Source organism: Lentzea flaviverrucosa (genome assembly GCF_003350445.1).
Lineage (GTDB): Bacteria > Actinomycetota > Actinomycetes > Mycobacteriales > Pseudonocardiaceae > Lentzea > Lentzea californiensis.
The window spans coordinates 33,215-55,855 of sequence record NZ_QQAU01000006.1 but is presented as its reverse complement, the minus strand read 5'-3'; the positions used below and the strand labels follow the sequence as shown (position 1 = coordinate 55,855).

At 69.3% G+C, this 22,641-nt stretch carries 11 protein-coding genes; 5 read left to right on the top strand and 6 right to left on the bottom strand.

The window, feature by feature from the left end; all coding sequences use genetic code 11:
• The first annotated feature begins 32 nt into the window (after window positions 1-32).
• On the top strand, window positions 33-1,196 hold the full coding sequence (locus DFR72_RS19950) for a hypothetical protein (RefSeq protein WP_090067893.1): 1,164 nt from the start codon (window positions 33-35) through the stop codon (window positions 1,194-1,196).
• Window positions 1,197-1,245: 49 nt separating this feature from the next.
• Here the strand turns inward: DFR72_RS19950 and DFR72_RS19945 are convergent, their stop codons facing one another.
• The 5 genes from DFR72_RS19945 to DFR72_RS19925 form a co-directional block, all read right to left on the bottom strand.
• Complete coding sequence (locus DFR72_RS19945) at window positions 1,246-3,336, bottom strand: alpha-galactosidase (protein WP_090067895.1); 2,091 nt, start codon at window positions 3,334-3,336, stop codon at window positions 1,246-1,248.
• Window positions 3,337-3,431: 95 nt separating this feature from the next.
• Window positions 3,432-3,989: a hypothetical protein gene (locus DFR72_RS19940; RefSeq protein WP_143086818.1), complete on the bottom strand. Its 558-nt coding sequence runs from the start codon at window positions 3,987-3,989 to the stop codon at window positions 3,432-3,434.
• Between the two features lie 4 nt (window positions 3,990-3,993).
• Entirely contained in the window at window positions 3,994-5,391 is a 1,398-nt protein-coding gene (locus tag DFR72_RS19935) for a GntP family permease (protein WP_090067898.1), read from the bottom strand.
• Window positions 5,388-6,971 (bottom strand): N-acyl-D-amino-acid deacylase family protein, encoded by a 1,584-nt coding sequence (locus DFR72_RS19930; protein WP_090067900.1) that lies wholly within the window; start codon window positions 6,969-6,971, stop codon window positions 5,388-5,390. Before DFR72_RS19930 ends, DFR72_RS19935 begins: the two co-directional genes overlap by 4 nt.
• A 13-nt stretch (window positions 6,972-6,984) precedes the next feature.
• A complete protein-coding gene (locus tag DFR72_RS19925; RefSeq protein WP_090067902.1) occupies window positions 6,985-8,277 on the bottom strand; it encodes an amino acid deaminase in 1,293 nt (430 codons plus the stop codon).
• Window positions 8,278-8,362: 85 nt separating this feature from the next.
• On the opposite strand from DFR72_RS19925, the gene DFR72_RS19920 reads away from it, so the two are divergent.
• Genes DFR72_RS19920 through DFR72_RS19910 form a run of 3 tightly spaced genes read left to right on the top strand, consistent with a single transcriptional unit; the run spans window position 8,363 to window position 10,467 of the window.
• A complete protein-coding gene (locus DFR72_RS19920) occupies window positions 8,363-9,328 on the top strand; it encodes a sugar kinase (RefSeq protein ID WP_090067904.1) in 966 nt (321 codons plus the stop codon).
• Entirely contained in the window at window positions 9,329-10,075 is a 747-nt protein-coding gene (locus DFR72_RS19915; RefSeq protein WP_090067906.1) for an IclR family transcriptional regulator, read from the top strand.
• Between the two features lie 11 nt (window positions 10,076-10,086).
• On the top strand, window positions 10,087-10,467 hold the full coding sequence (locus tag DFR72_RS19910) for a RidA family protein (protein ID WP_030481733.1): 381 nt from the start codon (window positions 10,087-10,089) through the stop codon (window positions 10,465-10,467).
• A 60-nt stretch (window positions 10,468-10,527) separates the two neighbouring features.
• Here DFR72_RS19910 and DFR72_RS19905 read toward each other — a convergent pair whose 3' ends face one another.
• Entirely contained in the window at window positions 10,528-12,540 is a 2,013-nt protein-coding gene (locus DFR72_RS19905) for a tachylectin-related carbohydrate-binding protein (RefSeq protein ID WP_170176330.1), read from the bottom strand.
• Between the two features lie 293 nt (window positions 12,541-12,833).
• Between DFR72_RS19905 and DFR72_RS19900 the strand changes: the two genes are divergently transcribed.
• A complete protein-coding gene (locus DFR72_RS19900) occupies window positions 12,834-22,598 on the top strand; it encodes a LamG-like jellyroll fold domain-containing protein (protein ID WP_147290333.1) in 9,765 nt (3,254 codons plus the stop codon).
• Window positions 22,599-22,641 lie beyond the last annotated feature (43 nt).

Here is a 22,641-nt window from a genome sequence, read left to right as displayed (position 1 = left end):
GGGCGTCGGAGGCACTAGCCAGGAGGTTCAGGATGATCCGCAAAGGTGTGGCGGTCGTCGCGCTGGGGTTGATCTCGCTGACCGCCTGCGCGGGGACGCCGGAGAGCAAGCCGGTGGCACAGCAGCGGCAAGAGGGCGCGGTGGCGCTGAAGACCGCGGAGATCGTGGACCTCGGCCCGGTCGTCACCGACGACAAGGGCTTCACCCTCTACCGGTTCGACGGCGACAAGCCCGGCGAGTCCACTTGCGACGGTCAGTGCGCCGCGGCCTGGCCTCCCGCCACCGTTCCCGCCGAGGACTTCTCGGTGAACGGCGTCGACCAGGCCCTGGTCGGTTCCCTCGTCCGCAAGGACGGCAGCCGCCAGATCACCGTCGACGGCATGCCGCAGTACCGGTTCGCCAAGGACACCAAGCCCGGTGAGACCAAGGGCCAGGGCCTGCAGGGCAAGTGGTTCGCCACCGGCGTGGACGGCACCCGCACCCAGCTCGCGGCACGAACCGGTGTCGTCGCGGGGCTCGGCGCGGTGCTGACCAACAACGCGGGCCTCACGCTCTACCGGTTCGACGGCGACACGGCCCAGCCGCCGGCGTCCACTTGCGACGGTGGCTGCGCGGAGAACTGGCCGCCTGTCATCGTGGAGGGCGACACGCCGCGGGTGAAGGGCGTCGACCCCAAGCTGCTCGGCACGGTCACCCGCGCGGACGGCAAGAAGCAGCTGACCGTCGCGAACTGGCCGCAGTACACGTTCAAGAACGACGGCAAGCCCGGTGAGGCCAAGGGCGTCACGGTGCCGAAGTGGTTCGCCACCGCCACCGACGGCAAGAAAGCCCAGCAGAACAAGGCGATCGCGCTGACCAGCGCGACCGTCGGGGACCTCGGCGTCGTCGCCACCGACTCCGACGGCATGACGCTCTACCGGTTCGACGACGACACCGCGGAACCGCCGGTGAGCAACTGCTCCGGCGACTGCGCGGTGCAGTGGCCGCCCGCCTTCGTCAGCGAGGGCTTCCAGGTGCAGGGCGTGGACGCCTCGCTCGTGGGGACGATCGAGCGGGACGGGAAGAAACAGCTCACCATCGCGGGGTCGCCGCAGTACCTGTTCGCAGGGGACGAGGTCTGCGGTGAGGCCAACGGGCAGGGCGTTGGCGGGAAGTGGTGGGCCACCAAGGCCGACGGAAGTCGCGCCGGCCGGTAAGAGGGGAGAGGAAGGCCCCGGCGGGAAGCACTCCGCCGGGGCCTTCTTCCTATGTGAGGCGCAACAGCAGTGCCTGCTCCGGTTCGAGCACGGGCAGCTGGACACCGACCTCCGACAGCACGGAACCGGGCAGCTCCACCGAATTCCAGTCCGCGGGAAGCCTCTGGATCAGCCTGGGCCGCCCGGCGGGAGCGTCGAACGACAGCCGGTACGTCCGCGCGGGGTCGAGTCCCGGCAGCCGCACCCGGCGCGGCTTGTTCTGCACCGAGGTCGCGAGCTGCACGTACCCGAACAGGGCCTCGGACCGGTCGGGGGCAACGATCCCGTGCACCCAGGCAGCGGGGTCGGGGTGGTCGGAGTGCACGGTGACACCGGTGTGCACCAACGACCGCACGTCCTTGTAGTACTCGATCGCGGCCTGCAGCCCGGCCCGTTCCTCGTCCGTGGCCGAGTTGATGTCCCACTCGATCCCGAAGTGCCCGAACAGCGCCGTGGCCACCCGGAACGACAGGTCGTGCACGCGCCCGGTCGTGTGCGACTTCGTGGGGCCGACGTGCGCACCCATCAGCTCCGGCGGCAGGAACACGCCGGTCCACCGCTGGATCAGCTGGCGTTCCAGGGCGTCGTTGCAGTCCGACGTCCACACCCGGTCGGTGCGCGAGAGCACGCCGAGGTCGATCCGCCCGCCACCGGACGAGCAGCTCTCGATCTCCACGTGCGGGTGCCGCAGCCGCAGCTCGTCCAGCAACCGGTAGAACGCGGCCGTCTGGTCGTGCACGCGCGAGCCGATCAGGTCGCGGTTGTGGTCCCACTTCACGAACGCGATGTCGTTGTCCGACAACACCGACGAGACGCGGTCGAGGATGTGCGCGTACGCCTCGGGGTGCGCGATGTTCAGCACCTGCTGGTTGCGCGACGGCGGCGGCAGCACGCCGGGACGCGGTCCGAGCACCCAGTCCGGGTGGGCGCGGTAGAGGTCGGAGTCGGTGTTGACCATCTCGGGCTCGAACCACAGCCCGAACTCCATGCCGAGCGCGCGGACGTGCTTGATCAACGGCGTCAGCCCGTCCGGCCACACCGTCTCGTCGACGTACCAGTCACCGAGGCCGGCGGAGTCGTCGCGGCGGTGCCGGAACCAGCCGTCGTCCAGCACGAACCGCTCGACGCCCATCGCCGCGGCCGTGTCGGCCAGCGAGGTCAGCCGCGCGAGGTCGTGGTCGAAGTAGACGGCCTCCCACGTGTTGAGCACGACCGGGCGGGGACGCAGCGAACGCTCCCGCAGCTGCTGGTGGAACGCGGCGCTGATGCCGTCGATGCCCGTGGACGAGTAGGCGGCGTAGAGCCACGGCGACTCGTACTCCTCGCCCGGCGCCAGCCTGATCTCGCCCGGCAGCAGCAGTTCGCCGCCGCCCAGGACGGGCAAGCCGTCGACCAGGTTCTCCGCGTACGTCACGTGGTTGCCGCTCCACGCCACGTGCAGCGCCCACACCTCGCCGTCGCGGAACGAGAACCCCGGCGTGCCGGCCAGCAACCCGATGGTCGCGTCGTGCCCGGTGCGGCCCCGCCGGCTCTCCCGCACCCAGGACCCGTACTGCAGCGCCTGCCGCTGCGGTGCGCGCTCACGAGCCCAGCGCCCGGTGAAGTCGAGCAGTTCGGTGGCGTGCGAGGGAACGGGGAGCGCGGTTTCCAGGCCCTCCAGCGAATACGGCGTCTCGCCGTCGTTGCGGACGACGTGCCGCAGCCGGAGCATGCCGGACGGCAGCAGCTCCACGGTGCCGGTCACGGTCAGCCCGGCGGCCTCGTCCGACGCGACGTAGCGGAAGATCGAGCCGTCCTCGCAGGAGTTCGACGTCACCGCCAGCGCGGGCGCGAAGTGCTCGCCGCCGCGGTGGCCGCGCAGTCCGGGACGGCCGACGTACCCGGCGCCGGCGTCGGGCAGCAGCGCGAGCGGGACCGGTGCGTCCGGCGCGTTGTTCGGGTTGGTCCACGAAACGGCGCCGACCAGGCCCAGCAGCGCGGTCTGGTCGACGTCTCCGAGCGTTCGCCCCCAGTGCGCCACGACCGGCAGGCTCGCGCCCGCGAGGGTGATGACGACGCTGGAGGTGTCGTCGTGCAGGTGCACGACCTCCGTGTTGCTCATGCGGGCCCCGTCCACATCAAACACAAATGAACATTGAGCCGATCCTCAGATGCGGGCGGGGTGTTGTCAAGCGTTCGAATATGTTGGGTTCTGTCTTAGCTCGTGCAGTTCGCGGCCTGCTTGTAGGCCGCGTCCAGCGCTGGCTCGGCGTCGCGCAGATCGCCCAGGCCGGGGCCTTCCGGCAGCCACGACATGACCTCGACGCCGGCGAGCACAGCGGGCGCGTCGATGCCCTGCGCGGGGAACCTCTGCACGTTGTCCAGGTACTGCTGCAGCTTCGGCACGATCTCGCCGAGGCCCTTGCGGTGCCCGGCGACCAGCTCGTCGCCGCGCGGGACCGGGGACGGACCGACGCCGTCGTACGCCGTCTTGGCCTGTGCGTACATGTCGCGCAGCTTGGTGACGTACGCGATCACGGCAGGCCGGTCGGCTTCTGTCGGCTGCCGCTCCGGGGAGAACTTCGGACCCGTCGCGACCACGGCGCTGACGGTGAGGATCGGCTTGTCGGCGGCGCAGATCTGGTCGATCCACGCCAGTACCGCGGACTTGTCCGTTGCGGGGGAGGAAGAAACCGGTGGAGACGCGGGCGGCGGTGGCGAGGAGCACCCCGCCACCGCCGCGATCACGAGCACGCAGGTCAGGTTTCGATTCACACGGTCAGACAACCAGACTGAGCACCGCCGCGACCACGAAACCGACCACCGAGAGGATGGTCTCGAGGACCGTCCACGACTGCAGCGTCTCCTTCACCGACAACCCGAAGTACCGCGACACGATCCAGAACCCGCCGTCGTTGACGTGCGAGGCGATGATCGAACCGGACGCGATGGCCATGACGACCAGCGCGAGCTGCGGCTGCGAGTAGTTCAGGTCCGCCAGCACCGGTGCCACGATGCCCGCGGTCGTCACGATCGCGACCGTCGCCGAACCCTGCGCGATGCGGATGACGCAGCTGATCACGTACGCCAGCGCGATCACCGGCAGGCCGATGCCGGACAACTCGGTCGCCAGCGTCTTGCCGATGCCCGTCGCGGCCAGCACGGCGCCGAAGAAGCCACCGGCGCCGACCACGAGCAGGATCATCGCGACCGGCTTCAGCGAGGCGGCGGACAGTTCCGCGACCTTCTCCCGCGTCATGCCGCGCCGGAAACCCAGCAGCCAGAAAGCGAGCAGCACCGAGATCGTCAGCGCCACCGCGGGCGTGCCGAAGAACGTCGCCACCGAGTACAGCTGCGTGCCCTTGGCCAGCAGGATCGAGCCGAACGTGCCGGCGAGGATCAGCACCAGCGGCAGGCCGATGATCGAGAGCACCAGGCCGAGCGACGGCGGTTCGCGGTCGCCGTTGTCCTCACGCGCGGCCTCGGCCGCCGCCAGCATCTCCTCCGGCACCGGCACGTTGATGCGCTTGCCGATCCAGTACGAGTACAGGACGCCGCCGACGAACCACGACGGCAGTGCCACCGCGAGGCCCATGATGATGATCCAGCCGAGCGACACGCCCAGGAGACCGGCCGCCGCCACTGGTCCCGGGTGCGGTGGCATGAACGCGTGCATGACCGAAAGGCCTGCCAGCAAGGGCATGCTGAACAGCACGATCGACTTGCCGCTGCGCTTGGCCGCCACGTAGACCAGCGGTGCGAGCACGAAGATGCCGATGTCGAAGAAGACCGGCACACCGAAGATCAGGCCGGCGAGTCCGATCGCGACCGGCGCCTTCTTCTCGCCGAACGCGTTCATCAGCTTGTCCATCAGGACCTGCGCGCCGCCGGACGCCTCGAGGATCGCGCCCAGCAGGGTGCCGAGACCGATGATCGCGGCGATGTGCCCGAGGATCGAGCCGAAGCCCTTCTCCAGCAACGAGTCCGAGGCCTTCTGCGCCGACCCGACCAGTTGCTCCACCGGCACGCCGGCCAGGAGGGCGACCAGCAGCGCCACGACGATCAGCGCGATGAACGGCTCGACCTTGAACTTGATGATCAGTAGCAGCAGCACCGCGATGCTGACTACCGCGAGGGTGAGCAAGCCCCCTGTTGAGTGTTGCAACCAGTCGATCACGGGCGGCTCCTGAGTGAATGGCCTGGCAATGAGCCGGTGGCGGTTCCGTCGTCGATCACCGTCACCCCGTTGCAGAACACGTACGGGATGCCGGCGGCCTGCTGTCGCGGCTCGTCGAACGTCGCCGTGTCGGCGATCGTCGCGGGGTCGAACAGCACCAGGTCGGCCGCGTAGCCCTCGCGGACCAGACCTCGGTCGGTGAGCCGCAAACGCTTGGCCGCGCGGCCGGTGAGGTGCTCGACGCACTCCTCCAGGCTCAGCACGCCCAGTTCGCGGACGTAGCGCGCGAAGTACCGGGGGAACGTGCCCCACGCGCGCGGATGTGGCCGGTCGCCGACCAGCAGCCCGTCGCTGCCGCCGGTGTGCGCCGGATGCTTCATGATCGCCTGCACGTTCTCCTCGTGACCCACGTGCATGAGGCACGAGGTACCCATCCGCTCGTCGACCAACACGTCGAAGTAGAGGTCGCCCGGCGCGCGTCCCAGCCGGGACGCCGACTGGAGCACGCTGGAACCGACGAGGTGCGCGTTGCGCTCGTTGCGGACGCCGTTGATCTCGATGGAGTCCCAGTCGACCGGCACGCCGTGGCAGCCGTCCGACCCGGTCTCCTCGATCTCGGCCCGGATGCGCTCGCGGGTGTCCACATCGGACAACCTCGCCAGTGCCCTCTCCGGCCCGCCCTCCGTGGCCCACGACGGCAGCAGCGCACTCAGATAGGTCGCGCCCGGCAGGTACGGGTAGGTGTCGAGCGAGATGTCGGCGCCGTTCGCCATGGCGTCGTCCAGCAACGCCAGCAGTTCCGGTGCCTTGCCCTTGTTGACCGGGAAGTTCATCGTGGCGTGCGCGAGGTGCAGCGCGCACCCCGAGCGCTTCGAGACGTCCACCATCTCGGCGTAGGCCTCCAGCGCGCCGGCGCCGTAGCTGCGGTGGTGCGGGCTGTAGAAGCCGTTGTGCTGCCCGACGACCTCGCAGAGCCGCACGAGCTCGGACGTGTCGGCGTACATGCCCGGCGTGTAGGTGAGCCCGGACGACATGCCCATCGCACCCTCGGCGAGCGATTGCGCCAGAACGGACCTCATCGTGTCCATTTCGGACTCGGTAGGCCGCCGGTCGTCCCAGCCGACCACCAGCATCCGCAGCGTTCCCTGCGGCACCAGGTACGCGGCGTTCACCGCGATGCCCTGGTCGAGCCGGTCGAGGTACTCGCCGACCGAGCGCCAGTTCCAGTCGAAGCCCGGCGGGTCGTCGTTCCACCCGGCGAGCTGACCGCGCAACGTCGCGAGCACCTCGTCGTTCACCGGCGCGTACGACAGGCCGTCCTGGCCGAGCACCTCGGTCGTGACGCCCTGCGAGACCTTCGCCAGGTGGTCGGGTTCGGCGAGCACGCGCAGGTCCGAGTGCGAGTGCATGTCGATGAACCCCGGCGCGAGCACCAGCCCGTCCGCGTCGATCGACCGCGTGGCGCTCACCCCGTTGCCGATGGACGAGATGACGCCGTCCTTGATCCCCACATCCGCCTGGTAGGCGGGTGCGCCCGTGCCGTCGGCGATCAGTGGTCCACGCAGGACGACGTCGTCCATCGGTGCGCTCCTTCTAGAAGTAGGTGCGGATCAGGTCGACCACGGTCGTGCCCTGCACGACCGGGATCAGCTGCCACTTGTCGAACACCGTGCAGGGGTGCGACAGGCCGAGGCCGATCCAGTCGCCGACGCGGACCGTGGCCTCGGGACCTAGCTGGAGGAACGCGTGCTGGTCGTTCAGCGCGGTGATCCTCGCGCCCGTCAGCGGGGCGATCGCGCCGTCGCCGCGGCGGACGAGCTGCGGTTCCGGCAGGCCCTCGTCGAACGACGCGTCGCGCTTGCCGATCGTCAGCAACGCCAGGTCGCGCTGCGGCCGTGACGTCACCTGGGCCCAGGCCCGCAGGGCCGGTCGGAACGGCTCCACGCCGCCGATCCGCGCGAACGGTGAGATGCCGCGGTAGAAGCCGTCGTCGTGGGTGATGTACGCACCGCTGCGCAGCACCGGCGTCACCGGCATCGGCCACGGCTGCGACAGCGTCGTCGCGACCTGGTCGAAGTACGCGCTGCCGCCCGCGGTGACGATCACCGTGTCCAGCTCGTCGAGCAGCCCGCCGTCGGCCAGGCGCAGCACGAGCGTGCGCAGGTCGGTCAGGTAGCGGTCCACGATGGACTGCGACGACTCGGACGCGTCGTGCGCGAGCGCGCCCTCGTAACCACCGGCGCCCACCAGCCGCAGCACAGGGCTCTGGGCCACCGCCCGCGCGACACCCAGCGCCGTCTCCAGGTCACGCGCACCCGTCCGGCCGCCGGGGGCACCGAGCTCGACCAGCACGTCGACCGGCCGTGACGGCTGGAGCTCCTGCAACGTCTCGCTCATCAGCGCGACCCCGGCCTCGGAGTCGGCCCAGCAGCTGAACTCGAAGCCGGGGTCCCGGTCGAGCTCGCGGACCAGCCAGCGCAGCGCGGCGGGGTCGAGCAGCTGGTTCGCCAGCAGGACCCGGTTCACCCCGAACGCCCGGTAGACCCGCAGCTGCGACGCGTTGGCCGCGGTGAGGCCCCAGACGCCGTGCTCGACCTGCCGCCGGAACAGCTGCGGCGCCATCGTCGTCTTGCCGTGCGGTGCCAGCTTGACGCCGTGGTTGTCGCACCACTTCGCCATCGTCGTCAGGTTGTGCGCCAGCGCGTCCTCGTCCAGTACGACGAACGGCCCGACGAACTCGTCGCCGAACAGGTCGAGGCGCCGGGCGGCGACTTCGCCGATCGTCGACCCGAACGTGCTCGACGGCAGGCCCTTGAAGCGCCAGCTGACCTGTTCCGACCGGATGTCCTCGACGGCCGCGAGGTCCATCTCCATCAGATGTTGCATATTTTGCAACTCCCATTGCGCGATGTGATGCTGAGTTGTGTAGCATTCGGTCTCGCCGCCGTCAACGAACACCTCTGGAGCGCGCATGCGGTTCGATCACGTCGGCGGTGTCGTGTGTCTCGGCGAGACCATGGTGATGATGGTTCCGGCTGAACCCGGTCCCGTGCATCTGGTGCGAACCTGGCACAGGGCCGTCGGTGGCGCCGAGTCCAACGTCGCCGTGCACCTGACGCGGCTCGGCGTCCGGTCGTCGTGGGTCAGCGCGGTCGGCGACGACTCGTTCGGGCTGGCGGTGCTCGACGCGGTGGGCGGCTTCGGCGTCGACGTGTCCCGCGTCCGGATCGACCCGGCGCGCCCGACCGGTCTCTACGTCAAGGAGGCCTCGCCGCACGGCAGCCCGGTGCGCTACTACCGGCGCGGTTCGGCGGCCTCGGGCATGGGGCTGGAGATGATCGACCGGCTCGGCCTCGGCGAGGTCGGGCTGGTGCACCTCAGCGGCATCACGGCCGCCCTGTCCGACTCGTGCCTCGCGATGATGCGCGAGCTGCTGCGCCGGCCGCGGCACGGGTTCCGGATCTCGTTCGACCTGAACTGGCGGCCCGCGCTGTGGACCGACCGCGACCCGCGCGTGCTGCGGGAGCTCGCCGACATGGCGGACGTCGTGCTGGCGGGCTCCGACGAGGCGGAACTGGTGTGGGGCACGGGTGACCCCGCCCGGTTGCGGCAGCTGCTGCCCGGCCCGGCGTCGCTCGTGGTCAAGCAGGGTGCGGACGGTGCGACGCTGCTGGAAGGCGGTGCGTCGTACTTCGAACCGGCGCTGGAAGTCGAGGTCGTGGAACCCGTCGGCGCGGGTGACGCGTTCGCGGCGGGCTTCCTCGCGGCCACCTTGGCGGGGGAGTCGCCATCGGTGCGGTTGCGCGCCGGGCACCTGCAGGCGGCGACCGCTTTGCTCACCGCCGAGGACGTCGGAGATCCTTTGCCTGACGACGTGACGGTTCCGCTGCTGCACGCCGACCCGCAGACCTGGGCTTCCGCCCGCCTGGAGGTGTGAATGAGCCAGAGTCTCGACAGAGCGCTCACCCTGGTGAGCCAGCTCGCGACGGGCCCGAAGACGCTGGACGAGCTGTCCGGCGTGATCGGCGTCCACAAGTCCACGACGCTGCGGTTGCTGCGCACGCTCGAGTCGCACCGCTTCGTGCAGCGCGACGGCGTGCACCACTACCGGCTGGGTACGGCGCTGTTCGACCTCGCCAACCGCGCTCTGGAGGAACGCGACGTCCGCCGCGCCGCCGAGCCCGCGTTGCGCGACCTCAACTCCCGTCTCGGCCACACCGTCCACCTCGCGTCCTACGAGGACGGTGAGGTGATCTACATCGACAAGTACGAGTCCAGGCACCAGATGCGCATGTACTCGCGCATCGGCCGCCGCGCGCCGTTGCACTGCACGGCCGTGGCGAAGATCCTGCTGGCCGACCTGCCGGGGCCCACCTTGCAGAAGGTGGTGTCCGGCATGGAGTTCCCGCGCCTGACCGAGAACACCATCCTCGGCCCGGCCGCGTACCTGGCCGAGCTGGACCGCGTGCGCGCCCACGGGTACGCCGTCGACAACTCCGAGCACGAGGACTTCATCCACTGCATCGCCGCCCCGATCAAGGGCGCGCGGGGCGAGGTGCTCGCGGCCGTGTCGATGTCGGTGCCGAAGGTGCTGCTCGACTACGACGGCCTGCTCTCGCACCTGCCGGACCTGCTCGCCACCGCCGAAGCTGCATCAGTCGAATGCGGTTATGTTCCAAGATAAGGGGAATTACGTTGTCCAAGGTTGAGATCAAGACCGCTGACGCTCCGCAGCCGGTGGCCCGCTTCTCGCAGGGTGTGCGCAAGGGCAACATCCTGCAGGTGGCCGGACAGGTCGCGTTCGACCCGAAGTCGGGCGAGATCGTCGGCACCACCGTCGCCGAGCAGACGCGCCAGACGTTCGCGAACCTGCACGCCGTCCTCGCCGCCGGTGGCGCGTCCATCGACGACGTCGTGATGATCCGCGTCTACCTCACCGACACCGCGCACTTCGCGGAGCTGAACGAGGTCTACGGCGAGTTCGTCACCGACCCGGCACCCGCCCGCACGACCGTCTACGTCGGACTCCCGGCCGGCCTGCTGGTGGAGATCGACGCCCTCGCGGTCGTCGACTGATCCCGTTGCACGACAACGGCCCCGCGGAGACGTTCCGCGGGGCCGTCGTCGTGCGTGCCGTCAGCGCAGGCGCTTGACCTTGCCGCCCTGGTAGGCCGGTCCGGCGGCCGCCGCCGAACGCTGTGCCGTGGCCGAAGGGCTGACCTGGCCGTACAGGCCGCGGAACACGACGAGCTCACCCATCGGGTCGCGGAACGCCGTCCTCCACGTGCCGTCGGTCCACATGGTCATCGAGACGTCGCTGGCGATCTCGTAGGGCTTCTCGCCCACGAGTTCCTGCCAGGCGCGGAACGGGCTGCCCGGCGCGTTCTGGCCGGTGTGGTAGGCCTGGGTGCCGGTTCCGCGCACCACGACCTCGACGGTGTCGTTGTCCGTCCACACCGCGGCGGGGGCGCTGGCGGCGACGAGTCCGTCGATCACCGACCACGAGCCCGGGAAACCGCTGACGCTCTCCTGCTGGATGTAGATCTTGTTGTCGGACTTGCGAATGAGGATCCGCAGCCTGTTGTCGTCGTCCACGACCACTGCCGCCTTGCCCACGCCGTTGGTGCCGCCGAGGTGCGTCCAGCTGCCGAGCACGCCGTTGGTGAGGCGGGCGACGCGGAACGAGTTGTCCGTGTGCCGCGCGACGACGGCGAACGAGGTGCCGTTGGCCACCACGGTGATGTCGGTGGTCAGGCCGGTCGCGCCCGCGACCTGGTTCCAGGCCGGGAACACGCCGTTCGCCGCGATCTGCTTGCGGGACCAGAGCTTCCCGTCACTGCTGACGCCGAACGACGACAGCGGCCCGTCGCTCCCCTTGACCAGCACCGAATCCCCGGCCAGGTGGCCGCGGTGCTGGGTGAGGCCGGGGCCGAACGCGCCGTTGACCGCCGCCTGCGTCTTACCCCGCGTCTCGGCGTCGTCGAAGCTGTGCGCCTGGACCTCGAACAGGTTGTTGGCCTGCATCGCGGCCCCAGGCGTGCCGGTGTACTTGTCGTGACCGGGCAACGGGGTGTGGTCGACGGTCTGGAGGTCGCTCGAGCTGCGCTGACGGCCGTGGATCAGGGCGCCGTTGTTGTGCACGAAGAAGTAGTTCGGCAGGTTGTCCTGGCCCTGGAGGATCGCGACGGGGGAGGTGAAGTTCCCCGGCACGGAAGGACGAGGCGTCGTCGGGTAGCCGAGCAGCCGGCAGGCGTTGGTGTCGGCCATGACGTCGAACTCGCTGTACCAGCCGGTGCCGACGACCTTGCCCAGGCCGGTCGCGGGGTCGCCGGGCGCCCAGGTGCCGGTGTCCTCGTGGTAGCGGTACCAGAGCAGCTGGCCCGTGCCGTCCTGGCCGGGCCACGTGCCGTAGAGGATGTCGCCGCCGGGGGAGAAGATCCGGTTGAACATCTGCCAGCCGGCGCCGACCTGCCGCGGCGCGGCCTCCACGAACCGGTCGGCCGCCGCGTCGTAGCGGTAGCGGAACAGGCTGCCGTCGGGCTTGCGGGCGTACAGCACGCCGTCGCCGGACGCGGTGATCAGGTCGTACTGGCCGAAGCCGGTGGCGAGGACCTTGCCGCCGCCGGTCTCGGCGGTCCACATGCCGTCGTCGCCGCCCTGCCAGACGAACACCTTGAGGTTGCCGTCCGCGTTGATCTCGTACAGACGGCCCTTCTCGTCGATCGTCACCTTGTTGCGGTGCACGGCTTCGGTGTAGCGGGACCAGCCGCTGCCCACCTGGCGGAACTGGCCGCCGCCGGGTTGGGTCACCCAGGACGCGGGCGCCGTCGTGTAGTCCAGCCGGAACCGGCGGAGGTCACCGCTGCCGGCGACCATGCTGTAGATCACACCGTCCGGACCGGCGAGCGTACGGCCGCCCGTCCAGCCGCTGCTCGGGATCGACTGCTTCGCACCCCACACGAAGGTGCCGTTCTCCGGCTCCTCGTGGGGATACGTGAACACGGAACCCTGCTGGTTCACGCCGATGACGGTCGCCGCGGTGTTGCAGCTCAGCGTCGCGGCGGCGGAAGCGACGGTGGCACCGGGTGCGACGATCAGGGAAACGCCCAGCACGCTGGCCACGGCCGCGCCCAAGCTGGATCTGCGCACGCGAGAAGAGCGCGTTGACATTAACTCCCCCAGAGTCCAGTCAAAGTGGACAGTCGACGCCGTGTCCGCGTCGTTCCTGCGCCACGTTCTGCGAAGCGGAACGTAACCCAGCCGGCCCGAGAAGACCAGAGCCGTCCGGGAGGGAAGTACGTCCGGCTTCGTTTTGACAGGCCGGAAAGCCGCTCAGCCCTTGACACCGAGTCGGCGTCCTGACGATGCTCAGGCGTCGACGTCTGGGGTTGACAGCGATTTCACATGCTGTGTCGAGCACACGGATGCCTGGGGGTAGTCCAATGGCCAGCGGCCGTATTTGGCGTGCGCGGATTCTGTTCCCTCGTACGAGAAAAGGCAGGATCGCCGCCGTCGTCGGTCTGGTCATGGTGCTGCTCGCGGGCACGGTGGGGCCGTCGGCGCTCAACGTGATCCCCGGGTGGGGCGGCGGGAACAGCCTCGATCCGAGCGAGCTCGCGCCCGACCAGAGATGGGGCTCGGCGGAGGGACAGCCGCACGAGTCCGAAGCCACCCCCGGCAACCGTGCGATGCCGAAGTCCGAGCTCGCGAAGCACCCGCAACCGAACTTCCCGGCGGCACCCGCTCCGCCGCCCAACGCGGCGCACGAGGTCTCCGCGCCCAGCGGCTTCACCGGCTTCAAAGCCGGGGACAGCAAGGAGGACGCGGCCAAGCGGGACGCGAACTCGCGCACGTACCGCAACCCGGACGGCACCCAGACCACCGAGTACTCGCAGTCGGCGCTGAACTACCAGCGCTCCGACGGCTCGTGGGAGCCGATCGACACCAGGATCGTCCCGGACGGCGACGGATACCGGAACGCCGCGGACTCCGTGGAGACGCGCTTCAACGCCACCGCCTCGGAATCGCCGTTCGTGCGCATGCGCCTGCCGGACGGCCACGAGATGTCGTTCGGTTTCGCGGGAACGGGTGCGGCGAAGGCACGAGTCGAGGGCAGCCGGATCACCTACCCCGGCGTCGCCGCGCAGACCGACCTGCGGCTCGACGTCGGTCCGGGCGGTGTCAAGGAGACACTCGTGCTGTCGTCGAAGGACGCTGCCACGACCTGGCTGTTCCCGTTGCAGCTCAAGGGTTTGCAGGCCAAGATCAGCAACGGTGCGGTCGTGCTGAGCGACGGCTCCGGCGCCGTCAAGGCCACGATCCCGGCCGGTGACATGACCGACGCGGCGGGCAGCGCGTCCACCGCGATCTCGTACGAGCTGGTCTCCCACAACGGCGGCCAGGCGTTGAAGATGACCGCGGACGCGGCCTGGGTGCGCGACGGCGCGCGCAAGTTCCCGATCGCCGTCGACCCGACGGTGACCGGTCCCAGGGCGGATGTCGCGATCTCCACTAACGGCAGGGCGTCCGAGGCCCTCACCGGGTCCACCCTGAAGTCGGGTGACGGGTACACCACCTACCTGAAGTTCAGCCTTCCCACGATCGCCGGCCACCGCGTGTTCGCCGCCCAGCTCTACCTGTCGAACTACGACGCGCCCTCGTGCCTGCCGCAGCCCATCAGCGTGCACCCGGTCAACCAGAGCTGGAACGGCCAGACGACGTCGGTGCTGGCCACCGGCGCCTCACTGGCCGGTGCGTCGTTCGCGTACGGCCACGTCGGGCTCGGCCAGCCCCAGTCGGCCTGCCCGCCGCGACCGGAGGCGATCGACCTCGGCGACGCCGGCAAGAACCTGGTGCAGGGCTGGGTCAAGGGGCAGCCCAACAACGGCCTGGCGGTGAAGGCCCTCGCCGGTTGGAAGCTCTTCGCGGGCGCCCTCACGCAGAACCCGCCCAAGTTGTTCGTGACGAGCACGCCGTACGACGCGGGATACCGCATCGAGCGCGGAATCCCGGAGCCCCCGGTCCACCGCACCAGCGACGACCCGCCGGCTTCCAACCCGGCCAAGCCGCTCGTCCGGATCGCCGTCACCAACAAGAGCTCCAGCGAGTGGACCCCCGGCGACTACAAGCTGTCGTACCGCGCGTTCACCACGGCCGGCCAGCCGAAGGACGCGAGGGTCGCGGCGGAGCTGCCGCGCCGTGTCCCAGCCGGCGACACCGTCACACTGGACGCCAGGGTGTTCCAGCTGGACCCGGGCGACTACCTGCTCGACTTCAGCATGGTGTACCGCAACACCTTCTTCACCGACGAGCAGATCCCGCCCGCCCGCCTGTCGTTGACGGTGTTCGAACTGCCGCCGATCGTGAAGGCGCAGTACCCGCCGGCCGGCCATTCGTCGCCGGTGCTCACACCGCAGCTGTGGGCCGACGCGGTGGACGTGGACGCGCCGCCGAACACCACCGTCGACTACGAGTTCGAGATCTGCCAGCGGGACGAGGCGACCGGCCAGATCAACCTCGGCTGCCGCGTCTCACCGAAGTCGAAGTCACGCACCTGGACCGTCCCGAAGAACTGGGCGCTGCAGTGGAGCGAGACCTACTACTGGCGGGCCTTCGCGATCGACCCCGCGGGCACGCGCAGCGAGAAGCTGGAGTTCAGCGCGCTGCTGACCGCCGTGCCGCAGCCGGACATCACCTCGCACCTGGGCGGAGCGCCCTACAGCGCGGGTGACCTGGACTTCGACCCGCAGATCGGCAACTACACGACCGCCGCGGTCGACGCGGCCATCGGTGTCACCGGACCCGACCTCACGGTCGCCCGCACCTACAACAGCCTCGACCCGCGCAAGGACTCCGCGTTCGGTGCCGGCTGGTCGACGCGGTTCGACATGCGTGTCGTGCCGGACGGCGACGACACGGGCAACGTCGTGGTGACGTACCCGGACGGCCAGGCGGTCCGGTTCGGCAAGAACGAGCAGGACGGCAGCTTCGACCCGCCGCCCGGCCGCCAGGCGACCTTCTACCAGGACGTCCTGGAGCCGCGGAACTACGTCCTGGTCGACAAGTCCAACACCGTCTACCGGTTCCGCGCCTCCGACGGCAAGGTCGTCACGATCCACGACAACGCCGGCCGCGCGGTGGAGTTCGACTACGGCGTGACCGGGCAGCTGAAGCGGGCGATCAGCCGCACGAGCAACCGGACGCTGTACTTCACCTGGGCCGGCAACCACGTCAAGGAGGTCAGGACCGACGCGCCGGTCACGGGTGGCACGCCGATCAAGTGGACCTACGAGTACCTCGGCGACCAGCTCAGGAAGGTCTGCGACCCGACCAGCGCCTGCACCCAGTACGAGTACTCCACCGGCTCGCACTACCGCACCGCGGTGATCGACTCGAAGCCCGACTCCTACTGGCGGCTGGGCGAACCGCAGGGTGACCCGGCGGTCAGCCAGGTCGCGACCAACCTCGCCAAGGACTGGGGCACGCACGTCGCCACCACGCGCGACCACACCGGTCCGCTGGACGGCAGCCCCGACAGGGCGACCGGGTTCAACGGCACCAGCTCGCACGTCAAGCTGCCCGACGGCGCGATCAAGAAGAGCCGCGACCTGTCGATCGAGATGTGGTTCAAGACCACGGCCGGTGGACCGCTGATCGGCTTCCAGCAGAAGCCGTTCACCGAGGACCCCGTGGGCGCCGTACCCGTCCTGTACGTGGACAGGGACGGCAAGCTGCGCGGCCAGTTCTGGCACGGCAGGGTCTCGCCGATCACCAGTGCCGGCGCGGTGAACGACGACCGGTGGCACCACGTCGTGCTCACCGGCTCGCTCGCCGTCACGACGATGTACCTCGACGGCGGCAAGGTCGGCGAGATCACCGGCGCCGAGATCGACGACAGCCTGCTGAACTTCGGCCAGATCGGTGCCGCGCACGCCGTCGGTCCCGCGGACTGGGCGCCGCACGGCTGGTGGCCCAACGAGGGCAAGAAGTTCTTCACCGGTCAGATCGACGAGGTCGCGCTCTACCAGCACCCGCTGGGCGAGTCGGCCGTCAAGGCGCACTACGGCGCGCGTGAGCACTCCGACCAGCTGGCCAAGGTCACGATGCCGTCGGGCCGCGTCGCCGCGCAGCTCGCCCACGACACCGTCAACGACCGCATCTCGGAATACACCGACGAGAACGGCGGCACCTGGAAGCTGGGCCTGCCGCAGGTCTCCGGCACCGAGGACAAGGACCCGGCCGGGCGTTCGGTCAAGAACCTCGTGCGCTCGATCGAGGTGACCGACCCCGGCAAGCGGCCGCACTTCTTCGACTACGACCCGGTCAAGGGCCGGATCATCCGGTTCGTCGCGCCGCTGGGCGTCGGTGTCCGGCAGGAGGACAGGCTCGATCCGTCCGTCGTGCCGACCGCGCCGACCTCCGCCCAGCCGTGCACGGGCACGCCGGCACCGAACCCGGACGGCAGCCCGATCTACTGCGGTGGCAAGGCGAGCAACGACCCGACCTGGGTCGGTGGTCCCGTCCAGGGACTCGGCGTCCGCACGTACGACTACGACGAAAGCGGTTTCCAGCACGTCATCACCGACGAGAACGGCCATCAGGTCGTGCTCCAGCACGACGAACGCGGCAACGTGTTGTCGCGCAAGACGTGCCGGACGTCGATCCAGTGCGACACCGAGCACTTCACCTACCAGAAGCCGGCCGCCGGCAAGGTGAACGACACCGATCCGCGCATCGACAAGCAGCTCACCGCCCGTGACGCGCGGTCCGCGAACGCGGACGACAACACGTACAAGACGTCGTCGGTCTACAACCTCCTGGGCGACCTGACCGAGCAGATCTTGCCGGACGGCTCGAAGGTCAAGCACAGCTACACCACGTCGGGGCAGCTGGAGAGCACGACGGACGGTCGTGGCCAGACCACGCTGTACAAGTACTACCCGAACGGCGACCTGCAGTCCGTCACCGAACCGCCGCGCGCGGCCGGCGCCGCGGGCGTCGTCACCGAGTACCGGTACGACCTGCTCGGCCGGAAGACCAGCGAGAAGCAGATCTCCGACGCGTACCCGGACGGTCTGGAGACGAAGTTCGTCCACGACGGGCGGAACAAGCCCGTCGAGGTGACCGACGCGGCCGTCACGAACGCGGTGACCGGCGTCAAGCACACCAGGCACACCAGGACGACGTTCAACGCCGACGGCCTTCCCGAGCGGGTCGACATCGCCGACCTCACCGGTGGCGACGAGACCAGGACGATCTCCTACGGCTACGACGACCGCGGCCGGCAGAGTTCGGTGACCGACGCCGAGGGCGCGACGACCTCGTACGCCTACGACGTCTTCGGCAACCGGACGTCCGTCGTGGACCCGTTGGGCACCAAGGTCGAGTACGCCTACACGGCCCGCAACAAGCTCGCCGAGGTGCGGCTGCGCGGCTTCCACGGCAAGGCGATCACCGGCGGCGTCAACGCCGCGGAGCCCGAGGACGACGGCCGCCTCGTGGTGCTGGAGTCGTACACCTACGACTTCGGCGGCCGGCTCGTCTGGCAGACCGATGCCATGGGCCGCAAGACGATGTACGAGTACTACCAGAACGGCCTGCTGTTCCGGTCGCGCGCCGAGATCCGCAACGCCGACGGCACCAAGTCCACGAAGACGCTGGAGGAGAACTCCTACGACGCCGTGGGCAACGTGGAGTCCCGCAAGGGCGTCGGCGACCGCGTCACGACGTTCCAGTACAACACCAACAACCAGGTCAAGGTGATCATCGCCGATCCGGGCCGGCTGGCCAGGAAGACGGCGTACACCTACGACGAGAACGGTCTCGTCAAGCAGATCGCCAAGTCCGGCCAGGCTTCCGGCACCGGGCCGACGGTCGACGCGTCGACGGACGAGGTCGTCGACTACACCTACGACAGCGTGGGCAACCAGCTCACCGAGTCGGTCAAGTCCAGCCTGCAGACGTACAGCACGGCGCGGAAGTACGACCGCCGCGGCCTGATGGTGGAGGAGACCGACCAGCGCGGTTTCACCACCGAGTACTCCTACGACGAGCAGGAGCGCCAGGTCCGGGTGAAGCTGCCGGCGGTCGACGTGGAGACCGGTGGCAACGCACCGGTCAGCGCCAGGCCGGAGTCGTCGGTCGGCTTCAACACCTTCGGCGACGAGGTGCAGAACAAGGACGAGAACGGCCAGATCACCAAGCGGTTCTACGACAAGAACGGCCGCCCGACCAGGGTGGAGCTGCCGGACTACGTGGCGCCGGGCACGACCACCCCGGTCAAGTCCGTCACGTCCACGAAGTACGACGTCGCGGGCAACGCCGTCGAGACGACCAACCCGCGTGGCGCGGTCAGCCGGTTCCGCTACGACCAGCTCGGCCGCATGGTCGAACGGCAGGACCCGAAGGCGGACGCGCCGACCGAGGTCGGCGGCGTGTGGAAGTACACCTACACGAACAAGGGCGAGCAGCTCTCCGCCACGGACCCGACGGGCGCGCGCACCGAGTCGACGTACGACGACCTCGGCCGGGTGGTCACGCAGTCCGTGCTGGAACGCAAGCCCGTCGCGGCCGCCTTCACGACGAAGCTCGAGTACAACGACGCCGGCGAGCTGGCCAAGGCCACCGCGCCGAACAACGACGTCACGACGTTCACCTACGACTCGCTGGGCCAGCGGATCACCGCCACCGACCCGGCGAACGTGACGACGAAGTTCGGCTACGACGGTGCGGGCCGCCAGGTGTGGCAGCAGGACGCGCTGGGCCGCACCAGCTACGTGCGCTACGACGCGGCGGGCCGCATGACCGGCCAGTCCAGTCTCGACGCGCAGGGCCAGACGTTGCGCCGCAACGGGTTCACGCACGACCAGGCGGGCAACGTCCTGACCGCGACCGACGCGATGGACCGCACCGCGCGCTACACCTACGACGCGCTCGGCCGGATGACCCAGCAGGTCGAGCCCGTCTCGGACAACGCTGCCGAGAACATCACGACCTCGTTCGGTTACGACGCCAAGGGCCAGCGGACCCGGTACACCGACGGCCGCGGCAACAAGTTCATCACCCACTACAACTCGTGGTCGCTGCCCGAGTCCGTCGTCGAACCGTCGACCGACGCGCACCCGAACGCGGCCGACCGGACGTGGACGAGCACCTACGACGCCACGGGCAACGTCGCGAAGATGGTGGCACCCGGCAACGTCACGAGGGAACGGCAGTACGACTTCCTCAACCGCGTCGTGCGGGAGACGGGAGCCGGTACCGGCGTGGCCTCCGCCGAGCGGACCCAGGCCTACGACCTGGTCGGCAGGCTGCTCGAGTCCGGTGCGCCGGGCGGCAAGAACGTCTTCACCTACGACGACCGCAGCGGAATGCTCACCGCGAACGGCCCGTCGGGCGACTCGTCGTTCGAGTACGACGACCTCGGCCGGCTGAAGACCAGGACCGACGCCTCCGGCACCGGCCGCTTCACCTACGACAAGGGCCGGCTGCACACCGCGACCGACAGCGTCACCGGCACCGGCCAGGTGTTCACGTACAACGCGGCCGGGCAGGTCTCCCGCGTCCAGTACGGCAGCAGCCGCAGCCGAGACCTCGACTACGACGTGCTCGGCCGGATGAAGTCCGACGTGGTGAAGAACGCCGCGACGTCGGCCGTGGTCTCGTCGACGGCCTACGAGTACGACAACAACGACCGGCTGACGCGCAAGCTCACCACCGGCCTGGCCGGCGCGGGCGACAACACCTACACCTACGACCACGCGAACCGGCTGAAGTCGTGGACCGTCGGTGGCGTCACGACCGGCTACGAGTGGGACGCCTCCGGCAACCGCACGAAGGCCGGCGCCAAGACCGCGGAGTACGACCAGCGCAACAGGCTGAAGTCCGACAGCGACTACACCTACAGGTACTCGCCGTCCGGCGCGATGCTGTCGCGCACGTCGTCCGGCTTCGAGGAGAAGTTCTCCTTCGACGCCTTCGACCGGATGATCGCGGTGGGCCAGACCTCCTACGCCTACGACGGTTTCGACCGCGTGGTCTCCCGCAACACCAAGAAGTTCGCGTACGCCGGCACCGACATCGACCCGGTGTCCGACGGCGACGCGACCTACGGCCGCGGCGCCTCGGGCGAGCTGCTGTCGATCGGGCAGGGCACCGAGAAGCGCATCGCCGTGACGGACAAGCACGGCGACCTGGTCGGCGGCTTCGACCCCGCCCAGCAGGGCATGCAGGACTCGACGGCCTACGACCCGTTCGGCAGGCAGATCGCCTCGGCGGGCACGAAGCGTTCCGTCGGCTACCAGAGCGACTGGACCGACCCGGACTCCGGCCAGGTCAACATGGGCGCCCGCTGGTACCAGCCGAACACGGGGGCGTTCGCCTCGCGCGACACGGTCTCCGCCTCGTCGGGCGCCTCGATCCTGTTCAACCGCTACACCTACGGCGCCGGCCGCAGTCTCGACATGATCGATCCCGACGGCCACTGGCCGGACTGGGGCAACGTCTGGAACGGCGTCAAGTCCGTGGCCAAGGTCGGCCTCGAGGTGGTCAAGGAGGTCTCCGGCTACAACGACATCGCGAACTTCATCCGCGAGCCGAGCCTGGGCAACTTCCTGTGGGCAGCCTCGAACTTCGTCCCGTTCGGCAAACTGGCCAAGGGCGCCAAGTACCTCTTCAAGTACGGCGACGACGTTCTGGGAGGCGCACGCAGGTACGGCGACGACATCGTCGGCGCGGGCCGGAAGTACGGCGACGACGTAGCAGGCGCCGGCCGCAAGTACGGCGACGACCTGGCCGGGGCCGGCCGCCGCAACGCGGGTGACATGGCCAAAACAGCGGCCCGCGAGGCAGCACAGACAGCAGCGAAGAGAGCCGCCGCCGCAGCAGCCGCCGCGGCAGCCCGCCTGGCGGCGATGAAGGCGGTGACGGCCCGCGCCAAGGCCGCGATCGCCCACGCCGTCAAGAACAACGCGATGCCGATCCTCCAGGCCGCTTTGAAGCCGAAGATCGCCGCGAAGGACCTCGTGTCCTCCTCGGCGAACATGCCGGCCCGGCTCGTGTCGGCGGTGGCCGAGAACGTCCAGGACGTCAACAAGGTCTGGGAGACGATCAAGGCCACCATCATCAAACCCGGCGTGTCCGTGGTGCAGTCCGTGGGCGAGCAGATGGTCTCGGACTTCGCCAACAGCCAGGTGCCTGGGCTGGGTGATGTGATCGGGCTGTTGGGGGCGAACAAGAAGCGGGGCAACGACAAGGCCAAGGACTCCGGGGCTCAGGGGCGCAACGCGGCCGGTGCTTCCTGCCCGATCTCGACCGCCAAGAACAGTTTCACCGGCGACACCCCAGTTTTGATGGCGGACGGAACGCGCAAACTCATCCGGGATCTTCGCGTCGGTGACGTCGTGCTGGCCACCGATCCGACCACTGGTGAGACCGCGGCCAAGGAGGTCACCGACGTCCGTGAGTACCTGACGGACGCTTTGGTCCACCAGCTCGATGTTTCGTCGGAGACCGGGAGCGGCAAGATCTCGGTGAGCGAGGAGCACCCGTTCTGGGTGCAGGGGCTCGGGTGGCGTGAGGCCCAGGACATCCTGCCCGGGTACCAGTTCCTCACGGCGGACAACCGGTCGGCGACGGTCACTGGGACTCGGCCGCTCTCGGCTGGACGGCTCGTCTACAACCTCACGGTTGACGGGCTGCACACCTACTACGTGGGTGCCGGTGGTGCTGGAAAGGCTGCCGCTGCCGATGTCCTCGTTCACAACCAAGATCCGAGGAACTCGGCCGGTTGCGGGGGCGTCGAGCCGGGGCCGGGCGGGGAAACCGACGCGAGACTCGCCATGGATCGTGCCAACGAGCTGGCCGCGCAGTACTACGCGGAAGGCACCGTCGCGGTGATCGGTGTGTTCAACACCAAGACGAAGGCCAGGTCGATCCGGATCGGCATCAATGGAGACCGGGACAAGCCTGCGGGCTGGAAACTGCGTGACGGTGAGGAATTCGTGCGGGAGGGCGGACACGCCGAGGAAGGCATCCTCGACAAGCTCGGCGAGCACGAGCTGGTGGAATTCGGTGGTGTCAGCCGGAACGTATGCTGGGACCGCTGTCACCGAGCACTGGCTTCACGTGATCTGGTGTTCGGCGGTGGGGAGTTCCCCGGCCGGGACGACAAATCGCCGTGGCGGATGTTCTGGACTCGTCGTGATTGATGGAGGCGGTGGCTGTGCGGGCACACGAGGTTCCCGAGGTCGA

Bases quoted from the DNA above. Each gene is read 5' to 3' on its own strand.
- DFR72_RS19900 (WP_147290333.1), top strand. From the start codon at position 12,834: ATGGCCAGCGGCCGTATTTGGCGTGCGCGGATTCTGTTCCCTCGTACG.
- DFR72_RS19920 (WP_090067904.1), top strand. From the start codon at position 8,363: ATGCGGTTCGATCACGTCGGCGGTGTCGTGTGTCTCGGCGAGACCATG.
- DFR72_RS19925 (WP_090067902.1), bottom strand. From the start codon at position 8,277: ATGCAACATCTGATGGAGATGGACCTCGCGGCCGTCGAGGACATCCGG.
- DFR72_RS19915 (WP_090067906.1), top strand. From the start codon at position 9,329: ATGAGCCAGAGTCTCGACAGAGCGCTCACCCTGGTGAGCCAGCTCGCG.
- DFR72_RS19945 (WP_090067895.1), bottom strand. From the start codon at position 3,336: ATGAGCAACACGGAGGTCGTGCACCTGCACGACGACACCTCCAGCGTC.
- DFR72_RS19950 (WP_090067893.1), top strand. From the start codon at position 33: ATGATCCGCAAAGGTGTGGCGGTCGTCGCGCTGGGGTTGATCTCGCTG.
- DFR72_RS19930 (WP_090067900.1), bottom strand. From the start codon at position 6,971: ATGGACGACGTCGTCCTGCGTGGACCACTGATCGCCGACGGCACGGGC.